At 76.7% G+C, this 18,346-nt stretch carries 12 protein-coding genes; 5 read left to right on the top strand and 7 right to left on the bottom strand.

Going from position 1 to position 18,346, the window contains the following annotated elements; all coding sequences use genetic code 11:
* Positions 1-366 precede the first annotated feature (366 nt).
* Positions 367-1,461, top strand: coding sequence for a glycoside hydrolase family 5 protein (locus tag ABZ249_RS01330; protein ID WP_355255593.1), 1,095 nt, complete (start codon positions 367-369; stop codon positions 1,459-1,461).
* Between the two features lie 128 nt (positions 1,462-1,589).
* Here the strand turns inward: ABZ249_RS01330 and ABZ249_RS01325 are convergent, their stop codons facing one another.
* From ABZ249_RS01325 to ABZ249_RS01315, 3 genes are all read right to left on the bottom strand, one after another.
* Positions 1,590-4,079 (bottom strand): ATP-dependent Clp protease ATP-binding subunit, encoded by a 2,490-nt coding sequence (locus ABZ249_RS01325; protein WP_355255590.1) that lies wholly within the window; start codon positions 4,077-4,079, stop codon positions 1,590-1,592.
* Between the two features lie 168 nt (positions 4,080-4,247).
* Positions 4,248-4,859, bottom strand: a complete 612-nt coding sequence (locus ABZ249_RS01320) for a hypothetical protein (protein ID WP_355255588.1) — start codon at positions 4,857-4,859, stop codon at positions 4,248-4,250.
* A gap of 63 nt (positions 4,860-4,922) precedes the next feature.
* Positions 4,923-5,876, bottom strand: coding sequence for an aldo/keto reductase (locus ABZ249_RS01315; RefSeq protein ID WP_355255585.1), 954 nt, complete (start codon positions 5,874-5,876; stop codon positions 4,923-4,925).
* A 144-nt stretch (positions 5,877-6,020) separates the two neighbouring features.
* On the opposite strand from ABZ249_RS01315, the gene ABZ249_RS01310 reads away from it, so the two are divergent.
* Positions 6,021-8,129 (top strand): hypothetical protein, encoded by a 2,109-nt coding sequence (locus ABZ249_RS01310; protein ID WP_355255582.1) that lies wholly within the window; start codon positions 6,021-6,023, stop codon positions 8,127-8,129.
* A gap of 14 nt (positions 8,130-8,143) precedes the next feature.
* On the opposite strand, the gene ABZ249_RS01305 is transcribed toward ABZ249_RS01310, so the two are convergent.
* Both ABZ249_RS01305 and ABZ249_RS01300 read right to left on the bottom strand, forming a co-directional pair.
* The gene (locus tag ABZ249_RS01305; RefSeq protein ID WP_355255579.1) at positions 8,144-9,880 is read right to left on the bottom strand and encodes a hypothetical protein; all 1,737 of its coding nucleotides are present in this window, start codon (positions 9,878-9,880) and stop codon (positions 8,144-8,146) included.
* Between the two features lie 114 nt (positions 9,881-9,994).
* Entirely contained in the window at positions 9,995-10,807 is an 813-nt protein-coding gene (locus tag ABZ249_RS01300) for a DUF3592 domain-containing protein (protein ID WP_355255576.1), read from the bottom strand.
* A gap of 125 nt (positions 10,808-10,932) precedes the next feature.
* On the opposite strand from ABZ249_RS01300, the gene ABZ249_RS01295 reads away from it, so the two are divergent.
* The 3 genes from ABZ249_RS01295 to ABZ249_RS01285 all read left to right on the top strand — a co-directional run bounded on the left by ABZ249_RS01295 (position 10,933) and on the right by ABZ249_RS01285 (position 16,290).
* Entirely contained in the window at positions 10,933-12,285 is a 1,353-nt protein-coding gene (locus ABZ249_RS01295; RefSeq protein ID WP_355255573.1) for a hypothetical protein, read from the top strand.
* Positions 12,286-12,355: 70 nt separating this feature from the next.
* Positions 12,356-13,492, top strand: a complete 1,137-nt coding sequence (locus ABZ249_RS01290; protein WP_355255570.1) for a hypothetical protein — start codon at positions 12,356-12,358, stop codon at positions 13,490-13,492.
* Positions 13,492-16,290 (top strand): tetratricopeptide repeat protein, encoded by a 2,799-nt coding sequence (locus tag ABZ249_RS01285; RefSeq protein ID WP_355255567.1) that lies wholly within the window; start codon positions 13,492-13,494, stop codon positions 16,288-16,290. Before ABZ249_RS01290 ends, ABZ249_RS01285 begins: the two co-directional genes overlap by 1 nt.
* Positions 16,291-16,303: 13 nt before the next feature.
* Here the strand turns inward: ABZ249_RS01285 and xylB are convergent, their stop codons facing one another.
* Together xylB and ABZ249_RS01275 are read right to left on the bottom strand one after the other, a co-directional pair.
* On the bottom strand, positions 16,304-17,689 hold the full coding sequence (gene xylB, locus ABZ249_RS01280; RefSeq protein ID WP_355255565.1) for a xylulokinase: 1,386 nt from the start codon (positions 17,687-17,689) through the stop codon (positions 16,304-16,306).
* Between the two features lie 114 nt (positions 17,690-17,803).
* The gene (locus ABZ249_RS01275) at positions 17,804-18,319 is read right to left on the bottom strand and encodes a flavin reductase family protein (RefSeq protein ID WP_355255562.1); all 516 of its coding nucleotides are present in this window, start codon (positions 18,317-18,319) and stop codon (positions 17,804-17,806) included.
* Positions 18,320-18,346 lie beyond the last annotated feature (27 nt).

The raw sequence follows: 18,346 nt of genomic DNA, 5'->3' as shown, positions 1-18,346 counted from the left end.
CGCTATCCTGACCCGGCGCCGGAGCCGCCGATGCCGCCGGACCCGTTCCCGCCCTCGCCGATGCCCGTGCCCCCGCCTCCGCCCGAGCCGGGGCCGGATCCCGAACCGCCGGGCCCCGGCCCCTTCCCCGAGCCGCCCCCGCCGGAGCCCCAGCCCGAGCCGGCCTGAGCCGGGGCCGGCCGGGCCGTTCCCGCCGGTGACGGCGGTGCCCGGCGGGGAGGGTGTCGCCCGGGGCGAATCCGTTCCGTAAGGGGGATTGACCCCAGCGTGACGGAGGCTTAGGTTTCGGACAGGAAGGACTCCTTCCGGTTCGGTGCGGCCCCGGCCCCGGCCGCATCGGACCGCCGCCCCCCGCCGGAGGAAGCCGTGCCCCACCCCTCGCCCCGCCGCGCCCGCAAGCCCCGCACCGCCCCCGGGCGCCTCGCCCGCGCCGGGTCAGCGCTCCTGGGCCTCGGCCTGGCCGCGACCGCCGCGTTCACCGTCCACGGCCAGGCCGCCGCGGACCCCGCCCCCGCCCCAGCCGACGCGGACGCCGCCGCCACCCCGGTGGGCGAACACGGGCGGCTGCGCGTGTGCGGCATCAAGCTCTGCGACGAGAACGGACAGCGGGTCCAGCTCACCGGGATGAGCTCCCACGGCCTCCAGTGGTTCGACCACTGCCTCACCGACGCCTCGCTGGACACCCTGGCCCACGACTGGAACGCCGACGTGCTGCGCGTGTCCATGTACATCCAGGAGGGCGGCTACGAGACCGACCCGCGCGGCTTCACCGACCGGGTCCACGAGCTCATCGGGGAGGCCACCGAGCGCGGCATGTACGTCATCGTCGACTGGCACATGCTCAGCCCGGGGGACCCCAACCACAACCTCGACGCCGCCCGCACCTTCTTCGCCGAGATCGCCGACGTGCACGCCGACAAGGACAACGTGCTGTACGAGATCGCCAACGAGCCCAGCGGCGTGCCGTGGTCCTCCATCAAGGGCTACGCCGAGCAGGTCATCCCGGTCATCCGCGCCCGGGACCCCGAGGCGGTCGTGCTGGTGGGCACCCGCGGCTGGTCCTCGCTGGGCCTCTCCGAGAACGGGGACCACCGGGAGATCACCGCGGACCCGGTGGACGCGGACAACATCATGTACGTCTTCCACTTCTACGCGGCCTCGCACACGTCCTACCACCGCGAGGGCCTCCGCGCCGCCGCGCGGGAGCTGCCGCTGTTCGTGACCGAGTTCGGCACCCAGGAGTACACGGGGGACGGGCCCGACGACTTCGCCTCCGCCCAGGCCTACCTCGACCTGATGGAGCAGGAGCAGATCAGCTGGGTCAACTGGAACTTCTCCGACGACTTCCGCTCCGGCGCGGTCTTCCGGACCGGGTCGTGCTCCTCGGGCGACTGGGACTCGCTCAAGCCGGCGGGGGAGTGGATCAGGGACCGCATCCGCGAGAGCGGCACCTCCGCCTGACCCCCGCACGCGGGCGGGGCGCGCCGCGCGGACGCGCCCCGCTCACCGCCCCCGGGCCTTCGGACACCGGCGGTCCCGCCGTCGCGGCCCGGACGGCCGCGCGCCCGGGCCGCCGGGCCCGGACCGGATCAGGCCGAGGACGCGGTGGAGATCCGCAGGCCGTCCTCCCCGCCCGCGTCCACGACCACGTCGTCGCCCTCGGCGAGCTGCCCGTCCAGCACCATCCGCGACAGCCGGTTGCCCACGTTGCGCTGGATGGTGCGGGCCAGCGGCCGCGCCCCGTACGCGGGCTGGTACCCCTGCCGGGACAGCCACCCCACCGCCTCGTCGGTGAAGCGGATCGTGATCCCCTGGGCCTTGAGCCGCCGTTCGGTCTCGGCCAGCATCAGCCGGGTGATGCGGTCCAGCTCCTCGCGGTCCAACTGCCGGAAGACCACGATCTCGTCGATCCGGTTGATGAACTCGGGCCGGAACTCCTCCCGCAGCCGCCGCATCACCCGCTGCTCGGTGTCGGGGTCCATCTGCCCGTCGCTCGTGAACCCCATCGGGGCCCCGCCGGTGATCGCCTCCGATCCCAGGTTGCTGGTCATGATCACCACCGTGTTGCGGAAGTCCACCGTCCGTCCCTGCCCGTCGGTGAGGCGCCCGTCGTCGAGCAGCTGCAACAGCAGGTTGAACACGTCGGGGTGGGCCTTCTCGACCTCGTCCAGCAGCAGCACCGAGTACGGGTGGCGGCGCACCGCCTCGGTCAGCTGGCCCGCCTCCTCGTACCCGACGAACCCGGGCGGGGCGCCGGTCAGGCGGCTGGTGGTGTGCCGCTCCTGGAACTCGCTCATGTCGATCCTCACCAGCGCGTCCTCGGACCCGAACAGCGCCACCGCCAGCGCCTTGGCCAGCTCCGTCTTGCCGACCCCGGTCGGCCCCAGGAACAGGAAGCTGCCCACCGGCCGGTCGGGGTCGCCGAGCCCGGCGCGGGAGCGGCGGATGGCCTCCGACACCGCGGTGACCGCCTCGTCCTGGCCGATCACCCGCTCGTGCAGCACCTCCTCCAGGCCGACCAGGCGCTCGCGCTCCTCCTGCGTGAGCCGGGCGACGGGGATCCCGGTGCTGCGCGAGACCACCTCGGCGATGTCGGCGGCGGTCACCTCCGGCACCGCCGATCCGGTGCCGCGCGCCTGGTGGACGGAGCTCCGGGCGGCGTTGATCTCGTCGCGCAGCGCCGAGGCCCGCTCGTAGTCCTCGTCCTGGACGGCCTTCTCCTTCTGCTCCTCCAGGTTCTCGAGCCGCTCCTCCAGCTCGCGCAGCGCGGAGCTGGAGGTCCTGAGCCGCAGCCGGACCCGGGCGCCCGCCTGGTCGACCAGGTCGATGGCCTTGTCGGGCAGGAACCGGTCGGTGACGTAGCGGTCGGACAGCTCGGCGGCCGCCACCAGGCTCTCGTCGCTGAAGCGCACCTGGTGGTGGGCCTCGTACCGGTCCTGGAGGCCGCGCAGGATCTCGATGGTGTCCTCGACCGAGGGCTCGGGCACCAGGATCGGCTGGAACCGGCGCTCCAGGGCGGCGTCCTTCTCGATGTTCTTGCGGTACTCGTCGACGGTGGTGGCGCCGATGATGTGCAGCTCGCCGCGGGCCAGCGCGGGCTTGAGCATGTTCCCGGCGTTCATCGACCCCTCGGCGGCCCCGGCGCCGACGATGGTGTGGATCTCGTCGATGAAGACCAGCAGCCGGTCGGACCGGGCGCGGATCTCGTCGATGAGCGTGGTGAGGCGCTCCTCGAAGTCGCCCCGGTAGCGCGTCCCGGCGACCAGCCCGGCCAGGTCGACCTGGACCAGGCGGCGGCCGCGCAGCGTCTCGGGCACGTCGTCGTCGGAGATGCGCTGGGCGATCCCCTCGACGATGGCGGTCTTGCCGACGCCTGGGTCGCCGATGAGGACGGGGTTGTTCTTGCGGCGCCGGGCCAGCACCTCGATGCACTGGTCGACCTCGTCGTCGCGGCCCACGACCGGGTCCAGGCGGCCCTCGCGGGCGAGCCCGGTCATGTCGGTGCCGAACTCGTCGAGGGTGGGCGTGGCGGACGGCTCCCCCTCGGCCTGTTCCGCCGCGGCGGGGGCCGGGCCCGCGGCCCGCTGGAGGCTCTGAGGGGTGACCCCGGAGTCGCGCAGCAGCCGCCCGACGGCGCTGTCGGGGTTGACGGCGAGCGCGAACAGCAGGTGCTCGGGCGTGATGCTGGAGCTGCCGGTGGCGCGGGCGATCTGGAAGGCGTCCAGCAGGCCGCGCTTGGCGGAGGGGGTGAGCAGGGCCGAGGCGCGCACCGACCTGGGAGCGTGGGCGGCGGCCTGGTCGATCACCTCCTCCATGCGGCCGGCGTCGCCCGCGGTGCGTTCGACGAGGTCGCGGGTGGGCTGGTACCGCAGCAGGGCCCAGAGCAGGTGGACGCTGTCCACGTCGGCGCTGCCGTTCTCCAGGGCGCGGCGGACGGCGGTGTCGGCGACCTGGCGGGCCTCCGGGCTCATCAGCTTGGACAGGTCCACGCGGCGCACCTGGCCGCGCGAGGAGCCCAGGAACCGGGCCAGGAACTCGTCGAACGAGCGGTCGCCGTCGTCGGGAAGGTCGGTGGTCATCGTGTGCGTCCCCCGGGCGAGAATGTAATGACCTCATAACCCTAAGTGACGATGTGTCCGGTGTCCGGTAAGGGATTCCGTCGGAGGCCCGGTGTCAGGGTGGTCGCGGTGCCGTGCCGCGGCGGGCCCCGCCCGAGCCGTAGGGGGACGGGCGGGGCGCTCCGGGGACTACCCGGAGACCTCCGCCGAGGCGGGGGCGGGGATCTCGTCCAGGGAGGCGGAGATCTCCCTCCGGCCCTGCCGGGCCAGGAGCAGGAGGTTGTGGGCACAGCCCCACTCCCGGGACAGCCGCCCGTGCGACTCCTCCGCCTCCGCGAGCTCCTCCGGGTCCTCCCGGTCGAAGCCCTCGTACTCCAGCACGCCGTCCACGTCCCGCAGCTGTAGGGCGAGGGACTCGAAGTCGTCGGGACCGAACCCGTCCTCGGCCGGGTGCCGGCCGTGCCCGCAGGGCTCCTCGGCGAGCGGGGCCAGCAGGCGCACGGCCTCGGAGAACGCCCGGTGCACCTCGGTGCGCATCGTCCGGATGTCCGCCCACTGCCGGTCGTCGTTGCCCTCGACCGTCGCGGCCCAGTAGACGACCGACAGGGTGGACAGCAGGGAGATCACGACGGGACGCTCCGCCGACAGGTCGGCGAGCAGCCCGGAGGCCGCCGCCTCGACGCGCCCGAACGGATCGTAGGAGGGGTAGCCCTGGAAGATGTCCTCCAGATCGGGGAGCCCGTCCTCGACGTACTCGCGCTGCTGCTCTTCGGTGAGGGGTCCGGTGATGCCGTTACTCATGGGACGTGTGATGCACCCGGGACCGGTGCGGTTGCAGCCGGTACCCGGGTGCCCGTCCGCGGGTCAGGGGGCGGAGGCCTCGTCCAGCAGGGCGGTGGACTCCTCGTCCAGCACCAGCGTGTTGACCGGCAGCAGGTCCGCCAGCTGCTCGGGGTTGCGGGCGCTGGCCAGCACCGAGGACACCGTCGGACGGTCGGCCAGCCAGGCCAGCGCCACGGCGGCCTGCGCGACGCCCAGCCGCCCGGCCACCGTGTCCAGGGCGTCCAGGACGCGCAGCGCCCGTTCGTCCTCCAGGAACGCCGAGGCCCGGCCCGCCCGAGGGCTGTCCACGGCCGGGCCGCCCGGCCGGTACTTGCCGGTGAGGAAGCCGCGCGCCAGCCCATGGTACGGCAGCAGGGCCAGCCCGCGCTCCCGTGCCAGAGGCACCAGCGCGTCCTCCGCGTCCCGTGCCAGCAGGCTGTAGTGCGGCTGGACGCAGACCGGGGCGTGCAGGCCCCGGTCGGCGCAGATGTCCAGCCAGGCGCGGATGCGGTCGGGCGTGTAGTTGGACAGGCCGATGCGGCGAACCCTGCCCGCGTCCACCAGCTCGGAGAAGGCGCGGGCGCTCTCCTCCAGCGGGGTGGCCGCGTCGTCGAAGTGCGCGTAGTACAGGTCGATGGCGTCCACGCCCAACCGCTCGAGCGAGGCGTCGGCCGCGGCGTGGATGTTGGCCGCCGACAGGCCCGGGAACCCGGGGTGCTCACTCACCTTGGTGGCCAGCACCAGGCCCTCGGGGCGGCCCCGGTCGGCCAGCCAGTGCCCGATGACGGTCTCGGACTCCCCGCCTTGGTGGCCGGGCACCCAGGCGGAGTAGCCGTCGGCGGTGTCCACGAAGGTGCCGCCGCCCGCGACGAAGTCGTCCAGGACACGGAAGGAGGTCGGTTCGTCCGCGGTCCACCCGAACACGTTCCCGCCCAGGCACAGCCGGGAGACGTACAGATCGGAGTCGCCGAGGGGACGGGGCTTGACGTCGTTCATGCTCACCACGGTTCTTACGGGGGCGGATGCTGCCGCGCACAGGCTAGGGCACCGCCCGCCCCGCTGCCAGTGACGCGGCCCCGGTCGGGACCGGATCGGTAGGCTGCCCCTACCCCGGCAGCGCGACACCCGTGAGGTGGCACCTTGAGCGACGAACGGCCCGAACCCGCCCGCACCGAGAACAGTGTCGGCGATGTCAGTGGCGGGACCACCATGATGGGGCGCGACATCACCGTGAACATGGTCGGGCCGCAGGGCGGTGGCGCGCCGCTCTACGCCGTCCCCGCCCCGCCCCTGTTCGTCAACCGCGACGGGGAGCTGGAGCGGGCTCGGGACTTCGCCCTGGACGGGGGCCCGCACGCCCGCGTGCTCGTCGTCCAGGCGACCCCGCGCGGCAGCGGGGCCACCGCGTTCGGGCTCAAGGTCCTGCACGAGGTCTTCGTCCGGGACCCGCGGCGCTTCTCCGGCGGGTACTTCTTCGCCGACGTCGAACGCGACGGGGTGGCCGAGTCCGTCAGCGAGATCCTGCGGCGGATGGGGGTCGAGGAGATCCCCGCCGGGCAGCGCAGGCGGCGCGACCGCCTCCAGGGGGAGTTCGCCGGCCGGGGCGCCGTCGCCGTCCTGGTGGACGCCCCGGCCGGGGTCAACGACGTCCTGCCCTTCGTGTCCACCGCCCCCGGCAGCCTCACGGTCGTGGCGACCGCCCACGACTTCGAGTTCGACGAGGTGCTGCCGCACGTGCAGGACGAGTGGATCGGCATCGGCGCCCTGGCGGCCGAGCACGCGGTGGAACTGCTGTGCGCCAAGGCCGGGGTGGAGCCGGAGACCGACGAGGACCGCCGCCTGGTCGAGGACCTGGCCGGCTACACCGGAGGCAGCCCGCACCTGCTGCTCCAGGTGGGCCGCAACATCCGGCGGCTGCGCCGCCGCCGGGCCGCCGGCGCCCTGGCCGCCGTGCACCGGAGCCTCATCGTCCCCGCCCCGGCCGGGCCGCGGGACGGGGACGGCGAGGGCGCGGGCCTGCCCGCGCCGGTGCGCGCGGCGGCCGTGGCGCTGTCCTGCCACCCCGAGACCGACTTCGGGGCGGGGGTGGCCGCCCGCGTCCTCCCCGGCGAGGACGCCGGAGCCCTGCTGGCGGCCCTGGTGGAGGGGGACGTGCTCACCGCCGCACCGGGGGGCAGGTACCGGTTCCGGACCGCCCGCGCCCAGCGCGAGCTGGGGGCGCGGGCCCACGACCGGGCCGCGGTGTTCGGACGGGTCCTGGAGTACTACTTCGGGCTCGCCGCGGCCGCCCACCGGGCGCTGCTGCCCGGCCGCTGGCTCCAGGCCGACCTCGACCACGACTCGGCGTTCCCCGACACGGCGGGCCCCCGCTTCGAGGACGGCGGGGCCGCCCGCCTGGCCCTGGAGCCCGACCGGGCGGCCCTGCGCGCCGCCGTCATGCACGCGGCGGTGCGCGGCGAGCACCGGCGGGCCGCCGAGCTGTGCGAGCACCTGTGGGCGTACTGGTTCACCTCGGGCCTCTTCGCGGACGTGGTCGACACCCACACCGAGGTGCTCCGGCACGCCCTGGGCACCCACCGCCTGTCGCCCGCCCGGCTGTCCCGCCTGTGCGTGCAGCGTTCCATCGCCTACCGGCGCGACGGCTCCCTGGAACAGGCGCGCGAGGACGCCGAACTCGCCCTGGAGCTGGCCCGGGACGCCGAGCCGGTGCAGCCTCCGGTGCTGCTCACCGCCCTGGAGGCCGTCGGCGACGTGGAGCGGGAGGAGGGGCGTCCGGCACCGGCCGCCGAACGGTTCGCGGAGGCGCTGGCCGTCGCCGAGGCCGCCGAGCCGCTCGACCCGCGTGCCGTGCTCAACGCCTCCCGCAAGCTCGCCCAGGTCCGCCTGGAGCAGGGGGACCGCGACGCCGCCCGCGGGCTGCTGGTCCGGGCCCGCGACCTGGTGCTCCTCAAGCGCCCCGACGACCTGCACAACCGGGCGCGGGTCGGCGCCGCCCTGGGCGACCTGCTGCTGGCGTGCGGCGACCGGGAACGGGCGCTGGAGCAGTGGGACGCCGCGGCCGAACTGCACACCCGGCTCGGCGACGACCGCCGGACCGGCGACATGTGCGTCAAGCGCGCCGACGCCCTGGAGCCGACGGACCCCGCCGCCGCGCGGGCGGCGCTGGAGACCGCCCTGGAGCACTACACCCGGGCCGGGGCCCGCCACCTGGTGGCACAGGTGCGGTCCCGGCTCGCCGACCCGGGCTGACCGGTCGGACTCGCTCAGGGGCCCAAGCGCTCCACCCCGACGCGGACCTCCCGGTCGCCGATCCTCACGGTGCACACCAGGCCGTCCGGTTCGGCGACGGTGCGGCGCAGCCGCAGGAACGCCGACGCGTACGCGGTCGGGTCCGGGGCGGCGGCGCCGCGCGGGACCAACCGGTGGCGGACGCCGTCGCGGTCCAGCACCAGGCAGGCGTCCCCGTCGGCCTCGGCGGCCAGCCGGGCGCCGGGCAAGGCGGCCAGGGCGTCGGCGAGCCGCCGCCACGGGTCGCCGGGCGCGGGTCCGCACAGCACCGCGTCGGCGGCGTCGCGCCACCGCGTCTGGGGCTCGTCGGCGTGCACGACCGTGTGCGGGCGGCGCAGCGACAGCCGTCCGGCGGCGACGGGCTCCGCCGGACGCCGGGTCACCCGGACGGCGGTCGGGTCGGCGGGGTCGGGCTCGGCCGTGGCGATCAGCGGTGGGACGCCCGCGGTGTCGGGCCACCCCCGCCGGTACGCGACCGGCGGCTCGGGCGGAACGACGCGCACCGGCCGGTCCGGTTCGGACAGGCCCAGGAGCTTGTAGAAGGCGGACCGCAGCACCGCCGCCGACCCGCCCGGGACCGAGGTCAGCAGGCGCGTGGTGGCGGCGAACCGGTCCGGGGTGTGCCGGGCGGCGTCCGCGGTCAGCTGGGGGAGCAGGGGCGCGTCCGGGTCGAGCCGGGTCGCCGCGCGGCCGAACCCGGCGATAGGGGAGGAGGCCGCCAGTTCGTGGTCGGGGAAGGCGCCGAGCACGGTGTGGGTCCCCAGCGCGGCGCCGTAGAACGTCACCGACCCGTGGTCGCCGATGACGTGGTCGGCCGCCACGAGGGCGGCCTGCCAGCCGCTGCGGGGCGGCAGGACGCGCAGCCCCGCCCGTTCGGCGTCGGCCAGCCAGGCGCGCACCTGCCAGGGGCCGTGGCCGTGCCAGACGTTGGGGTGCAGGGCCAGGGCGACGCGGTACTCGTCGACCGGCAGTTCCTCCAGCAGGCGCAGGGGGAGGTCGGGCCGGGCGCCGAGGAGGGAGGTGGGGCCCCAGGTGGAGCTGATCAGGACCAGGCGGCGGCCGCCGGCCTCCAGGTGGTCGCGGTAGCGGTCGCGCCAGGGGAGCCCGGCGAGGATGCGGTCGTAGGTCGGGTCGCCCGCGACGACGGCGGAGTCCAGGGCCTCGGGGCAGGCGGCGGCGAGGCGGTCGCGCTGCTCGGTGTGGGAGAGGACGAGCGTCCGGGGGATGAGGGCGCCGTCGCGCAGGAGGGTCTCACGGGAGAGACCGAAGACGGCGTCGGGGCCGGGAACGGAATCGGGATCGGAATCCGCGGGAAAGGCCCGGCCGGCTTTCCGGCTTTCCGGCTTCACCAGCTTGTTGTAACCGGCCCCGTGGGAGAAGACGACCATAGGGGCCTTGACCAGGTGCAGGTCGTCCCCGTAGCTGGCCGAGACGGCGAGGTCGAATTCCTCTTCCACCGCCTGTTCCCAGGGGGCCACCGCCGCGCCGATGTCGGCGAGGAATTCGGTGACCCCCTCGCGGAAGTTCGAGGTTCGCGCCCGGGTGAAGACGAGCTGTACCCGGGGGTCGGATTCCAGGAGCGGGATGATGTCGAGAAGGCGGGTCAGCGCGGTGACCGTGTGCGCCACCACCAGGACCCGCCGGGCGTCCGGGGCGGTCGACCACCCGGGTGCGGCCCCGATGGGGACCCGGAGCCGCTCTCCGACCGACATGCGCCCTCCCGCGGCCCTCGTGTTCCTCGCCCGTGTTCCGTCCGGCGACGGAACAGCGTACCGAAGGCGCCTCCCCGCGGGGAACGCGGAGGGGCGGCCGCCTCCGGCACCGGATCAGTGGACACCGGGGTTGGCGGGGGTCTGGATGGTGATCTCGTCCTCCCGGCCCGGCAGGTAGTGGACGGTGACCACCCGGCCGACCTGGAGGGACGTCGACAGGCGGGCGGGCAGCCGCTTGACCGTGCGGGTGTGGAAGACGCCGCCGTCGGGGCGGGTCACCGCGACCTCCACGTCCATCTCCGGGTTGCCGTCGACCAGGTTCCCCGTCGGGCGGACCTCGGTGATGACGCCCTGGGCGGGGATCCCGTGCGCGGCGATCTCCAGCGCCCGCGGGGTGGTCAGCCCCGCCCGCAGCATCACCGCGTCGAAGGCCGCCTGCGCCGCCGCCTGGTCGCCGCTGCGGTCGATGGCGACCACGCCCGGGCGGTCGGGGCGGTAGCGCACCGGCAGCAGGACGCCCGGCTCCAGCAGGCCCACCTCGGCCGGGTCGAGCAGTTCCTTGGCCACGGCGGTGAACCGGTGCCCCTCCGGGGTCTCCACGTCCAGGGTGACGGCGATCTGCGGGGCGTCGTTGACGGTCAGCCCGGTGCGCCGCCAGTCGGTGACGGTGCCGACCGCGATCGGGGCGGCCGCCATCGCCTTCGCGCCGCCCAGGCCCCGGAGCGACGACTCGATCCTCAGCGTGAAGAGCGACGTCAGCAGCACGACGCCGCCGCCGATCGCCATCCCCAGGTACGACTCCCAGGGGCTGGGGAACCCGCCGGCCGGGGCGTTCAGCCCCAGCCACAGGTACCCGCCGAGCAGGCCCAGCCCGACCAGCACCTCGACGGCGAACACCAGACGCAACACCGTTCTCACCACGGACATGGGACGCCTCCTCGGCGGTCGGTCTCTCTCGGTCTCTCTGCCGTCCACAGTCCACACCGCGGCCCCCGCCTACCGATCCCAGGTTCCGGGCGGGCGGGGTCCAGGGGGCCGGGTATCGTCGTTCCGTGCCGGAGACCCCCGATGAACGACTCCGCCCCCGGTCGCAGGTCATCGACCGGGCCTGGCGCGCGCTCGGCCCCGGCCTGGAACCGCTGAGCGGCCCCGACGGCGCCCCGCTCACCCGCTCGGTGAAGCTGGTCGTCCTGCCCCTGGTACTGCGGCCGGTGCTGCGCCCGGACCTGGCCGGGGACCTGCTCACCGCGCGGGCCGCCGACCTGGCGGCCGGGCTGCTGCGCGCCGACGGGCCCCGCCTGGTGGCCACGGCCCGCTGGTTCGCGCTGCTCAAGCGGGTGCGCCGGGCACTGAAGGTGGTCGGGGGCAACCCCCAGGACCTGTACTTCCAGCGGTGCTACGAACTCGCTACCGAGCACGGCGCCCCCGACGGCCCCGACGCCGAGGAGGTCGCCCGCGCCGCCGTCCTGGAGGCGGCCGACCAGGGCGACCGCACGGTGTCCGCCCTGCGCGGCCACCTGGCCGACCCCGCGCGCGCCCGTGCCGTCGCCTCCGCCCTGGCCGCCGCCTGGGAGTCCCGCCCCCTGCCGCCGCCCGCGGGCCCGGCGCCGAAAGAGGGGACCCGGGCGCTGGCGGACGCAGTGCTGGACGGCTGCCCGGACGGCGGGGGAGGGGAGGCCTTCACAGCTCTGGTCGACGGGGGCCACGGCGGCGCCCTGGGCTCGGCGCTGTGGGGCGGGGCCGCCTCCGGGTGGGGCCGGCCCGGAGCGCCCGCGCACCTGGGCCTGACCACGGAGCCCGTTCCGCCGCCGCCCGCGGTGGGCGCGGGGGCCTCCACCACATCCCTGCCCGCCCCGCTGGACCGCAGCGTCTACGAGAGGGTGTTCACGCTGCTGCGGGCCCCCGGACACGACGGCCTGCCGCCGGTGCCCGAACTGGTGGACGCCGAGGCGGCGCGCGCCTGCGCGCCGCTCGGGCTGGCCGAGGAGTCCCTGCGCGTCGCGCTCCTGGTGGGCGGCCGCCTGGCCGTCGGCCTGGACCCGCTGGGCACGGGCGCCGGGCCCACCGCCGCGCACCGGGCCGTGGACCGGCGCTGGCGGCGCGAGTCCTCGGTGTCCCGGGCCCGCCGCGCCACCGTCGACCCCGCGGCCGACCAGGGCCCCTTCGCCGACCTGGCCCGCGCCCTGCGCGACCCGTGGACCGCCTATGTGCGCCGCCTGTGGGCGCGCCTGCACGGCCGCGACGCCCACGCGGTGCCGGTGTCCGACACCGCGGAGCTGTGGGCGCTGCTGGACGGCATCGCCTACTCGGTGCTGCGCGACCACCGCGCCCGCGTCCGCGCGGTGCTGCGGTCCCTGACCGCCCCCGCGAACGACACCGCCGACGCCTCCGGGAGTGCCGCATGAGCGCCGTCCCGTCCCACGCTCGCCGGTCCCGCACCGGAACGCCCGCCGCCCGCGGCCGGGGGAGCGGCGCATGACCGACGTGGAGATCACCGCGGCCGAGGGCGGCGTCACCGTCACCCTCGCGGGCCGGAGCGCCGCCCCGCCGCTGTTCGCCTCCTCGGTGGTCGACGCCGACGGCGGGCTGCTGGCCTGGCCGGACATCACCGCGTCCGGCCTGCCCGACGCGCACCTGGACGACGTGTCCGCCGCCCAGGGGTGGCTGTGGGACCTCTACGGCCCCGACACCGCCCGCGCGGTCGCCGCCGTCGCCGCCCCCGGCACGACCGTCCGGGTCCCCGCCGGGCCGGGCGCCCTGGAGCGGCCCCTGGCCGCCCTGGCCCTGGGCCACTGGGCGGCCCGCTGGTGGCCCGCCTCCCGCCTGGACGGCGTCCCGGCCCTGGACACCGACCTGCTGGGACTGGAACTGGCCGTTCTCGCCCACCGGGCCCACCGCGCCCTGCCCCCGGACGCGGCCGCCGACCTGCTGCTGGAGCACCGCGCCGGGATCGGCGCGCTGCTCGACGAGGGCCCGCCCGGGCTCGCCGCCGGACTCGCCGCGGTCGCCGACGCGGCCGGGATCGACGGCGGCGACATCGACGCCCTCACGGGCGCGGCGGCGCCCCCGGCCGCCCCGTCCCGTGCCGACGGCTACGCCCTCGCGGCGGGCCCCGGAACACCCGGGCGCGCCCGGACCCTGGCACGCGGCCACGGCGCCAACGACTGGTGCCGCCACCCCGCCGGGTTCCTGGACGCGGCGGAGGCCGCCGTCTCCTGGACGGTCCTGGCCCACGGCGCCGCCCGCTCCATCGAGGTGCGCGCGGTCATGGGACCCCTCGGGCCGCGCGTGTCCGCCCATCCCGTCGCCGAGGTCGTCCCCGCCCCCGGCGCGGCCCCCGTCCGGATCCCCCTCGCACCCGACGGCGACGCCTGGGCGGGCGGCGCCGCTCTGGACCTCCCCGCCGCCGCCGTGCCCGCTCCGGACGTCGCGGTGCTGCTGCCCGGGTTCGACCCCGGACCGAGCGGCCCCGGCGCCGCCGTGTTCCGGGACCGGCTGCGCTCCCTGGCCGCCCGCCGCCTCGACCTGGCCCGCGGCGCCCCCGCCGCCCCCGGCGAGCCGCCCCCGTTCACCGCCGAGGTCCGCGCCGCCCGCGCGGACGAGGACTTCTGATGGCCGGCGGACCCCCCGACGAGATCCCCGTCGAGTACGGCGTCTTCTTCGGCGAACCCTACGACGAGTGGCTGGCCAAGGCCGGGACCCTTCTCGAACTCCACCGCTTCCGCGAGGCCCGCGACATCCTCGACCGGCTCCTCGAAGCGACCGGCGGCCTCGACCCCTCACCCGTGGTCGACCTGCTGCGCGGCACCCTGCTCTCCGACCTCGGCCGCGCCCGCGTCGGCCTGGCCGACCTCACCGGCGGGGCCGCCGACCTGGACCGCGCCCTGGCCCTCCTGCGCCCCCTGGGACCGCACGTCACCGGCCCCACTGCCCGCCCCGTCTGGACCGGCATCCTCGTCCACACCCTCATCGAACGCGCCGAGAACGCCCGCCGCCTGGGCGACACCGGCCGGGCCGCGGCCCTGCTGGACGAGGCCGGGGCCCGCGCCGACGACAGCGTCACCCCCGAGGTCCACCGCGCCGAGGCCGCGGGCGGCCGCGCCCTCCTCCTGGTCACCCGGGGCGAGTGGGGCGCCGCCGAAGAGCTGTACCGCTCCGCCCTGGCGGCCACCGACCCCGGCCTGCACCCCGTCCCCTACCTGCTCTCCGGCCTCGCGGACCTGCTCGCCGAGACCGGCCGCCTCGACGAGGCCGAGGACCTCCTCGCCCGGGCCGCGGAGCGCTTCCGCGCCCACGGCGGGGAGCCGCCCTCCCTGGACGGCGGCCGCGCCCACCTGGCCCTGCTCCGCGGGGACGTGGCCGAGGCCGAACGCCTCTACCTGCGCGCCTCGGTCGCCTTCGAGCGCGGGGGCGACCCCGTCTCCCTGGCCGCCTGCGAACAGGTGCGCGCGGCCCTGGCGCGCGTGAGCGGCTCCACCGACACCGCCCGGGCCCTGGCCGCGGCCTCCCGCGCCCGGTTCGAGGAGCACGGGGTGCGCGCCGCCCTGGGGGAGGGCCTGCTGGAGGACGCACGCCGCGCCCTGGCCGCCGGAGACCTGCCCGCCGTGCGGGAGCACGCCTCCCGGGCCCGCGCCCTCTTCGAGGAGCAGGGGGCGTTCGAGCGCTGCGCCCAGGTGGACCTGCTCATGGCCACGAGCGCCGCCGCCCTCGCGGAGGCGGGGGCCTTCCCGGGCCGCGAACACGAGCTGCTGCGCACGGCCCTGGCCACGGCGGTTCCGGTCGCGCTGGCGCTGGCGGCGGTGCGCGCGGACTTCGCCACCGGGCACGCCCGCGCCCGCTGGGGCGAGCTCTCCCGCGCCGCCGCCGACCTGGCCTTCCGTCTGGCCTGGAGCACCGGGGACCAGGGGCTGCTGTTCGAGCTCGTGGAGGTGGCCTGCGCGGGCGCACCACTGGCGGTGGACCGCGCCCCCGGCCCCGCCGACCCGGTCGCCGCGCTCTTCCCGCCTCCGGCCGCCCACGCCCCGGGGCTGCGGGTGGGGCCGGTGCCCCGGGTGGAGGTGTCGCCGGGGCGCTTCGCCCTCCAGGAGCACATCGCCGCGGCCGAGGCCCGCTACCGCCGCCCGGTGGTCTCCGAGGGGTCCGTCGCCCCGGTCGCGGGGGCCGACCGCGCCTACCCGGAGCCGGTGCCGACGGTGCTGGTCCGCCTGGCCGACGCCGGGGGGCTCTACATGTCCTGGCGCTGGACGGCGGGAGCCCAGGGGTTCGGCACCGGCTACGCGCCGGGCCCGGACACCGACGCCGTGCTGGCGGAGCTGTCCGCCGCCCTGCCGGGTCCGGAGGGGATCGCCGCGGCCCTGGACGGCGCGCTCGCCGATCCGTCGGCCGAGCGCGCCCTGGCCGCCCGCCTGTCCGAGGTGCTCTGGCCCGCCGAGCTCACCGACCAGATCCGCACCGTCGCCCGGGGGCTGGGCATGCGCCCCCTGGTGCGGGTCCAGCCGTCCCCGCGCACCGGCCGCGTCCCCTGGGAACTGCTGGCGGCGGACCCCGGCGGCACCCGCCTGCTCGACCTCGCCGACGTGTCCCTGGCGGCCCCGGCCGCCCTCACCGCCGGCCCCCGCCCGGAGCCCGCGCCCGGAGGGCCCGCGGTGCTGGTCCTGGACCCGCGCGTACCGGGCTTTCGCGCCGACTCGGAACTCGGGTCGGTGCTGGGGCGGCCGGGCACCGACCCGGACGTGCTCGCCCTGGTCGAGGCCCACCGCGCCGCCGACGACATGCTGCCCCGGGTGGCCGCGCCGCAGGAGGCGCTGCGGCGGACCGACCAGGACCGCCACTGGCTGGGCGGGGCCCTGCGCGCGGGCGCGCGCCGCCTGCTCTACGTCGGCCACGCCACCTCCGCCCCGGTGGAGGACGGCCAGAGCGAGGACACCCTGCTCCACCTGTGCTGCACCGCCGACACCGGGGGCCACGCCGAACCGGTGCGCGGGCACCGCCCGCTCAGCGCCAAGGACCTGCTGCTGGGCACCCCGGACGGCCGGCCCGGGCACGAGGTGTGGCCGTCCCCTGCGCGGGTGGCGCTCATCGCCTGCGACAGCGGCGCCGACACCCGGTTCGCCGAACCCTTCGGCCCCGCCTCGGCACTGCTGCGCAACGGCGCCGACCTGGTCACCGCGGCCCGGTGGGCGCTGCCGACCAACGCCGCCTTCCACCGCTTCGGCGGGGTCCCGGCCGGGGAGCGGCCGCTCACGGAGCTGATCGCCGCCGTGGACGCCGCCCACGACGCCCCCGCGCCGGTGCGCGCGCTGGCCGACTGGCAGCGCACCCGCCTGGACCGCTGGCGCACCACCGGCGACCCGGCCGCCGTTCCCCTGCTGTGGGCGGCCCCGGCCACCGCCACCGCGGGCCCCCGCTGAGGGCCCCCGACGGTCAGACCCCGTGGACGGCGCGGCGGACCTCGGCGTAGCGGGCGCGCACCTGCGGGGCGGGGGAGGCCCCGACCTCCTCCGCGATGCCCCCGGCGTTCCACTCCGGCGGGGCGTCGGTGCCCGCCAGCGCCCAGGCGGCCTGGCGGGCGGCGCCCAGCGCCACGTACTCGGCGGGCTCGGGCACCGCCACCGGCGCGTCCAGCACGGTCGCCGCCACCCGGCGCACCGCCTCCGAACGCGCGGCCCCGCCCACCAGCAGCACCCGGCGCACCGGCACGCCCCGGTCGGTCAGCGCGGACAGCCCGTCGGCCAGCCCGCAGAGCATCCCCTCGACCGCGGCCCGCGCCAGGTGGGCGGCCGTCATGTTGTCCCGGCGCATCCCGTGCAGCGATCCGGCGGCCGAGGGCAGCGCCGGGGTCCGCTCGCCGTCCAGGTAGGGCAGCATCACCAGCCCGCCCGCCCCCGGCTCGGCGGCCAGCGCCAGCGCGTCCAGACCGGCCGGGTCGGTGCCCAGCAGCCCCGCGGTCGCGGTCAGCACCCGGGCGGCGTTGAGGGTGCACACCAGCGGCAGGTAGCGCCCGGTCGCGTCGGCGAACCCGCACACGGTGCCCGAGGCGTCGCGGACCGGGGTCTCGCTCACCGCGAACACCGTCCCGCTCGTCCCCAGCGACACCACCGCGTCGCCCGGCCGCAACCCCAGGCCCAGGGCCGCGCCCATGTTGTCCCCGGTGCCGGGGGCGACCACCGCCCCGCCCGGGGTGTACCCGACCGTCTCGGCGGGCGCCGCCACCCGCGGGGTGTCCAGCTCCCGCCCGAACGCCCGCACCAGCAGGTCCGTCCGGTACCCGCCGCCGCTCGCCGACCAGTACCCGGTCCCGGAGGCGTCGCCCCGGTCCGTGGTCGGGGCGCCCTCCCGGCCGGTCAGCCACCAGGTCAGCCAGTCGTGCGGCAGCATCACCCCGGTCGCGCGGGCGGCGGCCTCCGGCTCGTTCTCGGCGAACCAGCGGAGCTTGGACACCGTCAGGGAGACACCGGGGACGTTGTCCACCGCCTCCGCCCACGCCCGGGGCCCGCCCAGTTCGGCGATGAGGTCCTCGGCGGCCCCGGCCGAACGGGTGTCGTTCCACAGTAGGGCTTCGCGCACCACCTCGCCGTCCCCGTCCACGGTCACCATGCCGTGCTGCTGGCCGGCCACCGCGACGGCCGCGACCCCGTCCAGCAGGCCCGCCGAGGCCTCCTCCAGCGCCGCCCACCAGGCGCGCGGGTGGACCTCGGTGCCGTCCGGGTGCGGGGCGCGCGCCTCGCGCACCACGCTCCCGTCCCCGGCGTCGCAGACCACGATCTTGCAGGACTGGGTCGAACTGTCGATTCCGGCGACGAGGGGCATCGGGACTCCGCGGTGAAGGAATTAGTCGGGGCTCCCAACGAATTTAGCCCGCGCCGTCCGTTCTGTCACGGGCGAGGGGCGCCCGCGGGCGCCCCCCGTGTCCCGCGGAGCGTTTCAGGCCAGCGGTGCCACACCGCCGAACGCCCCGCGGTGGTAGACCAGCGGCGGCCGCGGGTCCTCCAGCACCAGCGTGTGGGTCACCCGGCCGACCACCAGCCAGTGGTCGCCGATCAGCCGGGTGTCGAAGCGGTCGCACACCAGGTACGCCACCGCCCCGTCCAGCAGCGGGACCTCCGACGGGCCGGGCCGCCACGCCGTCGGCGGGGCGAACCGGTCCGCCCCCCTGCTCGCGAACCGGGTGGCCAGCTCCGACTGCTCCTCGCCCAGCAGCTGCACACCGAACTGCCCGGCCAGCCGCAGCGCCGGCCAGGTGGTCGAGGAGTCGGCGATGTAGAACGACACCAGCGGCGGGTCCAGGCTCACGCTGGTGAAGGAGGTGGCGGTCAGCCCCACGGGCCGCCCCTCCACGGTGGCGGTGATGATGACGACCCCGGCCGGGTGGTTGCGCAGCGTCGCGCGGAAACGGCCGGCCTCGGTCGAGGGCGGGGGGACGGTCTCGGTGGCACTCAACGGACTCTCCCGGGGTGGTGGGACGGC

Source organism: Nocardiopsis sp. NPDC006139 (genome assembly GCF_040614155.1).
GTDB classification, from domain to species: Bacteria; Actinomycetota; Actinomycetes; order Streptosporangiales; family Streptosporangiaceae; genus Nocardiopsis; species Nocardiopsis changdeensis.
Note: the sequence above shows the minus strand (reverse complement) of the source record. Positions and strands in the feature narration are given on the sequence as shown.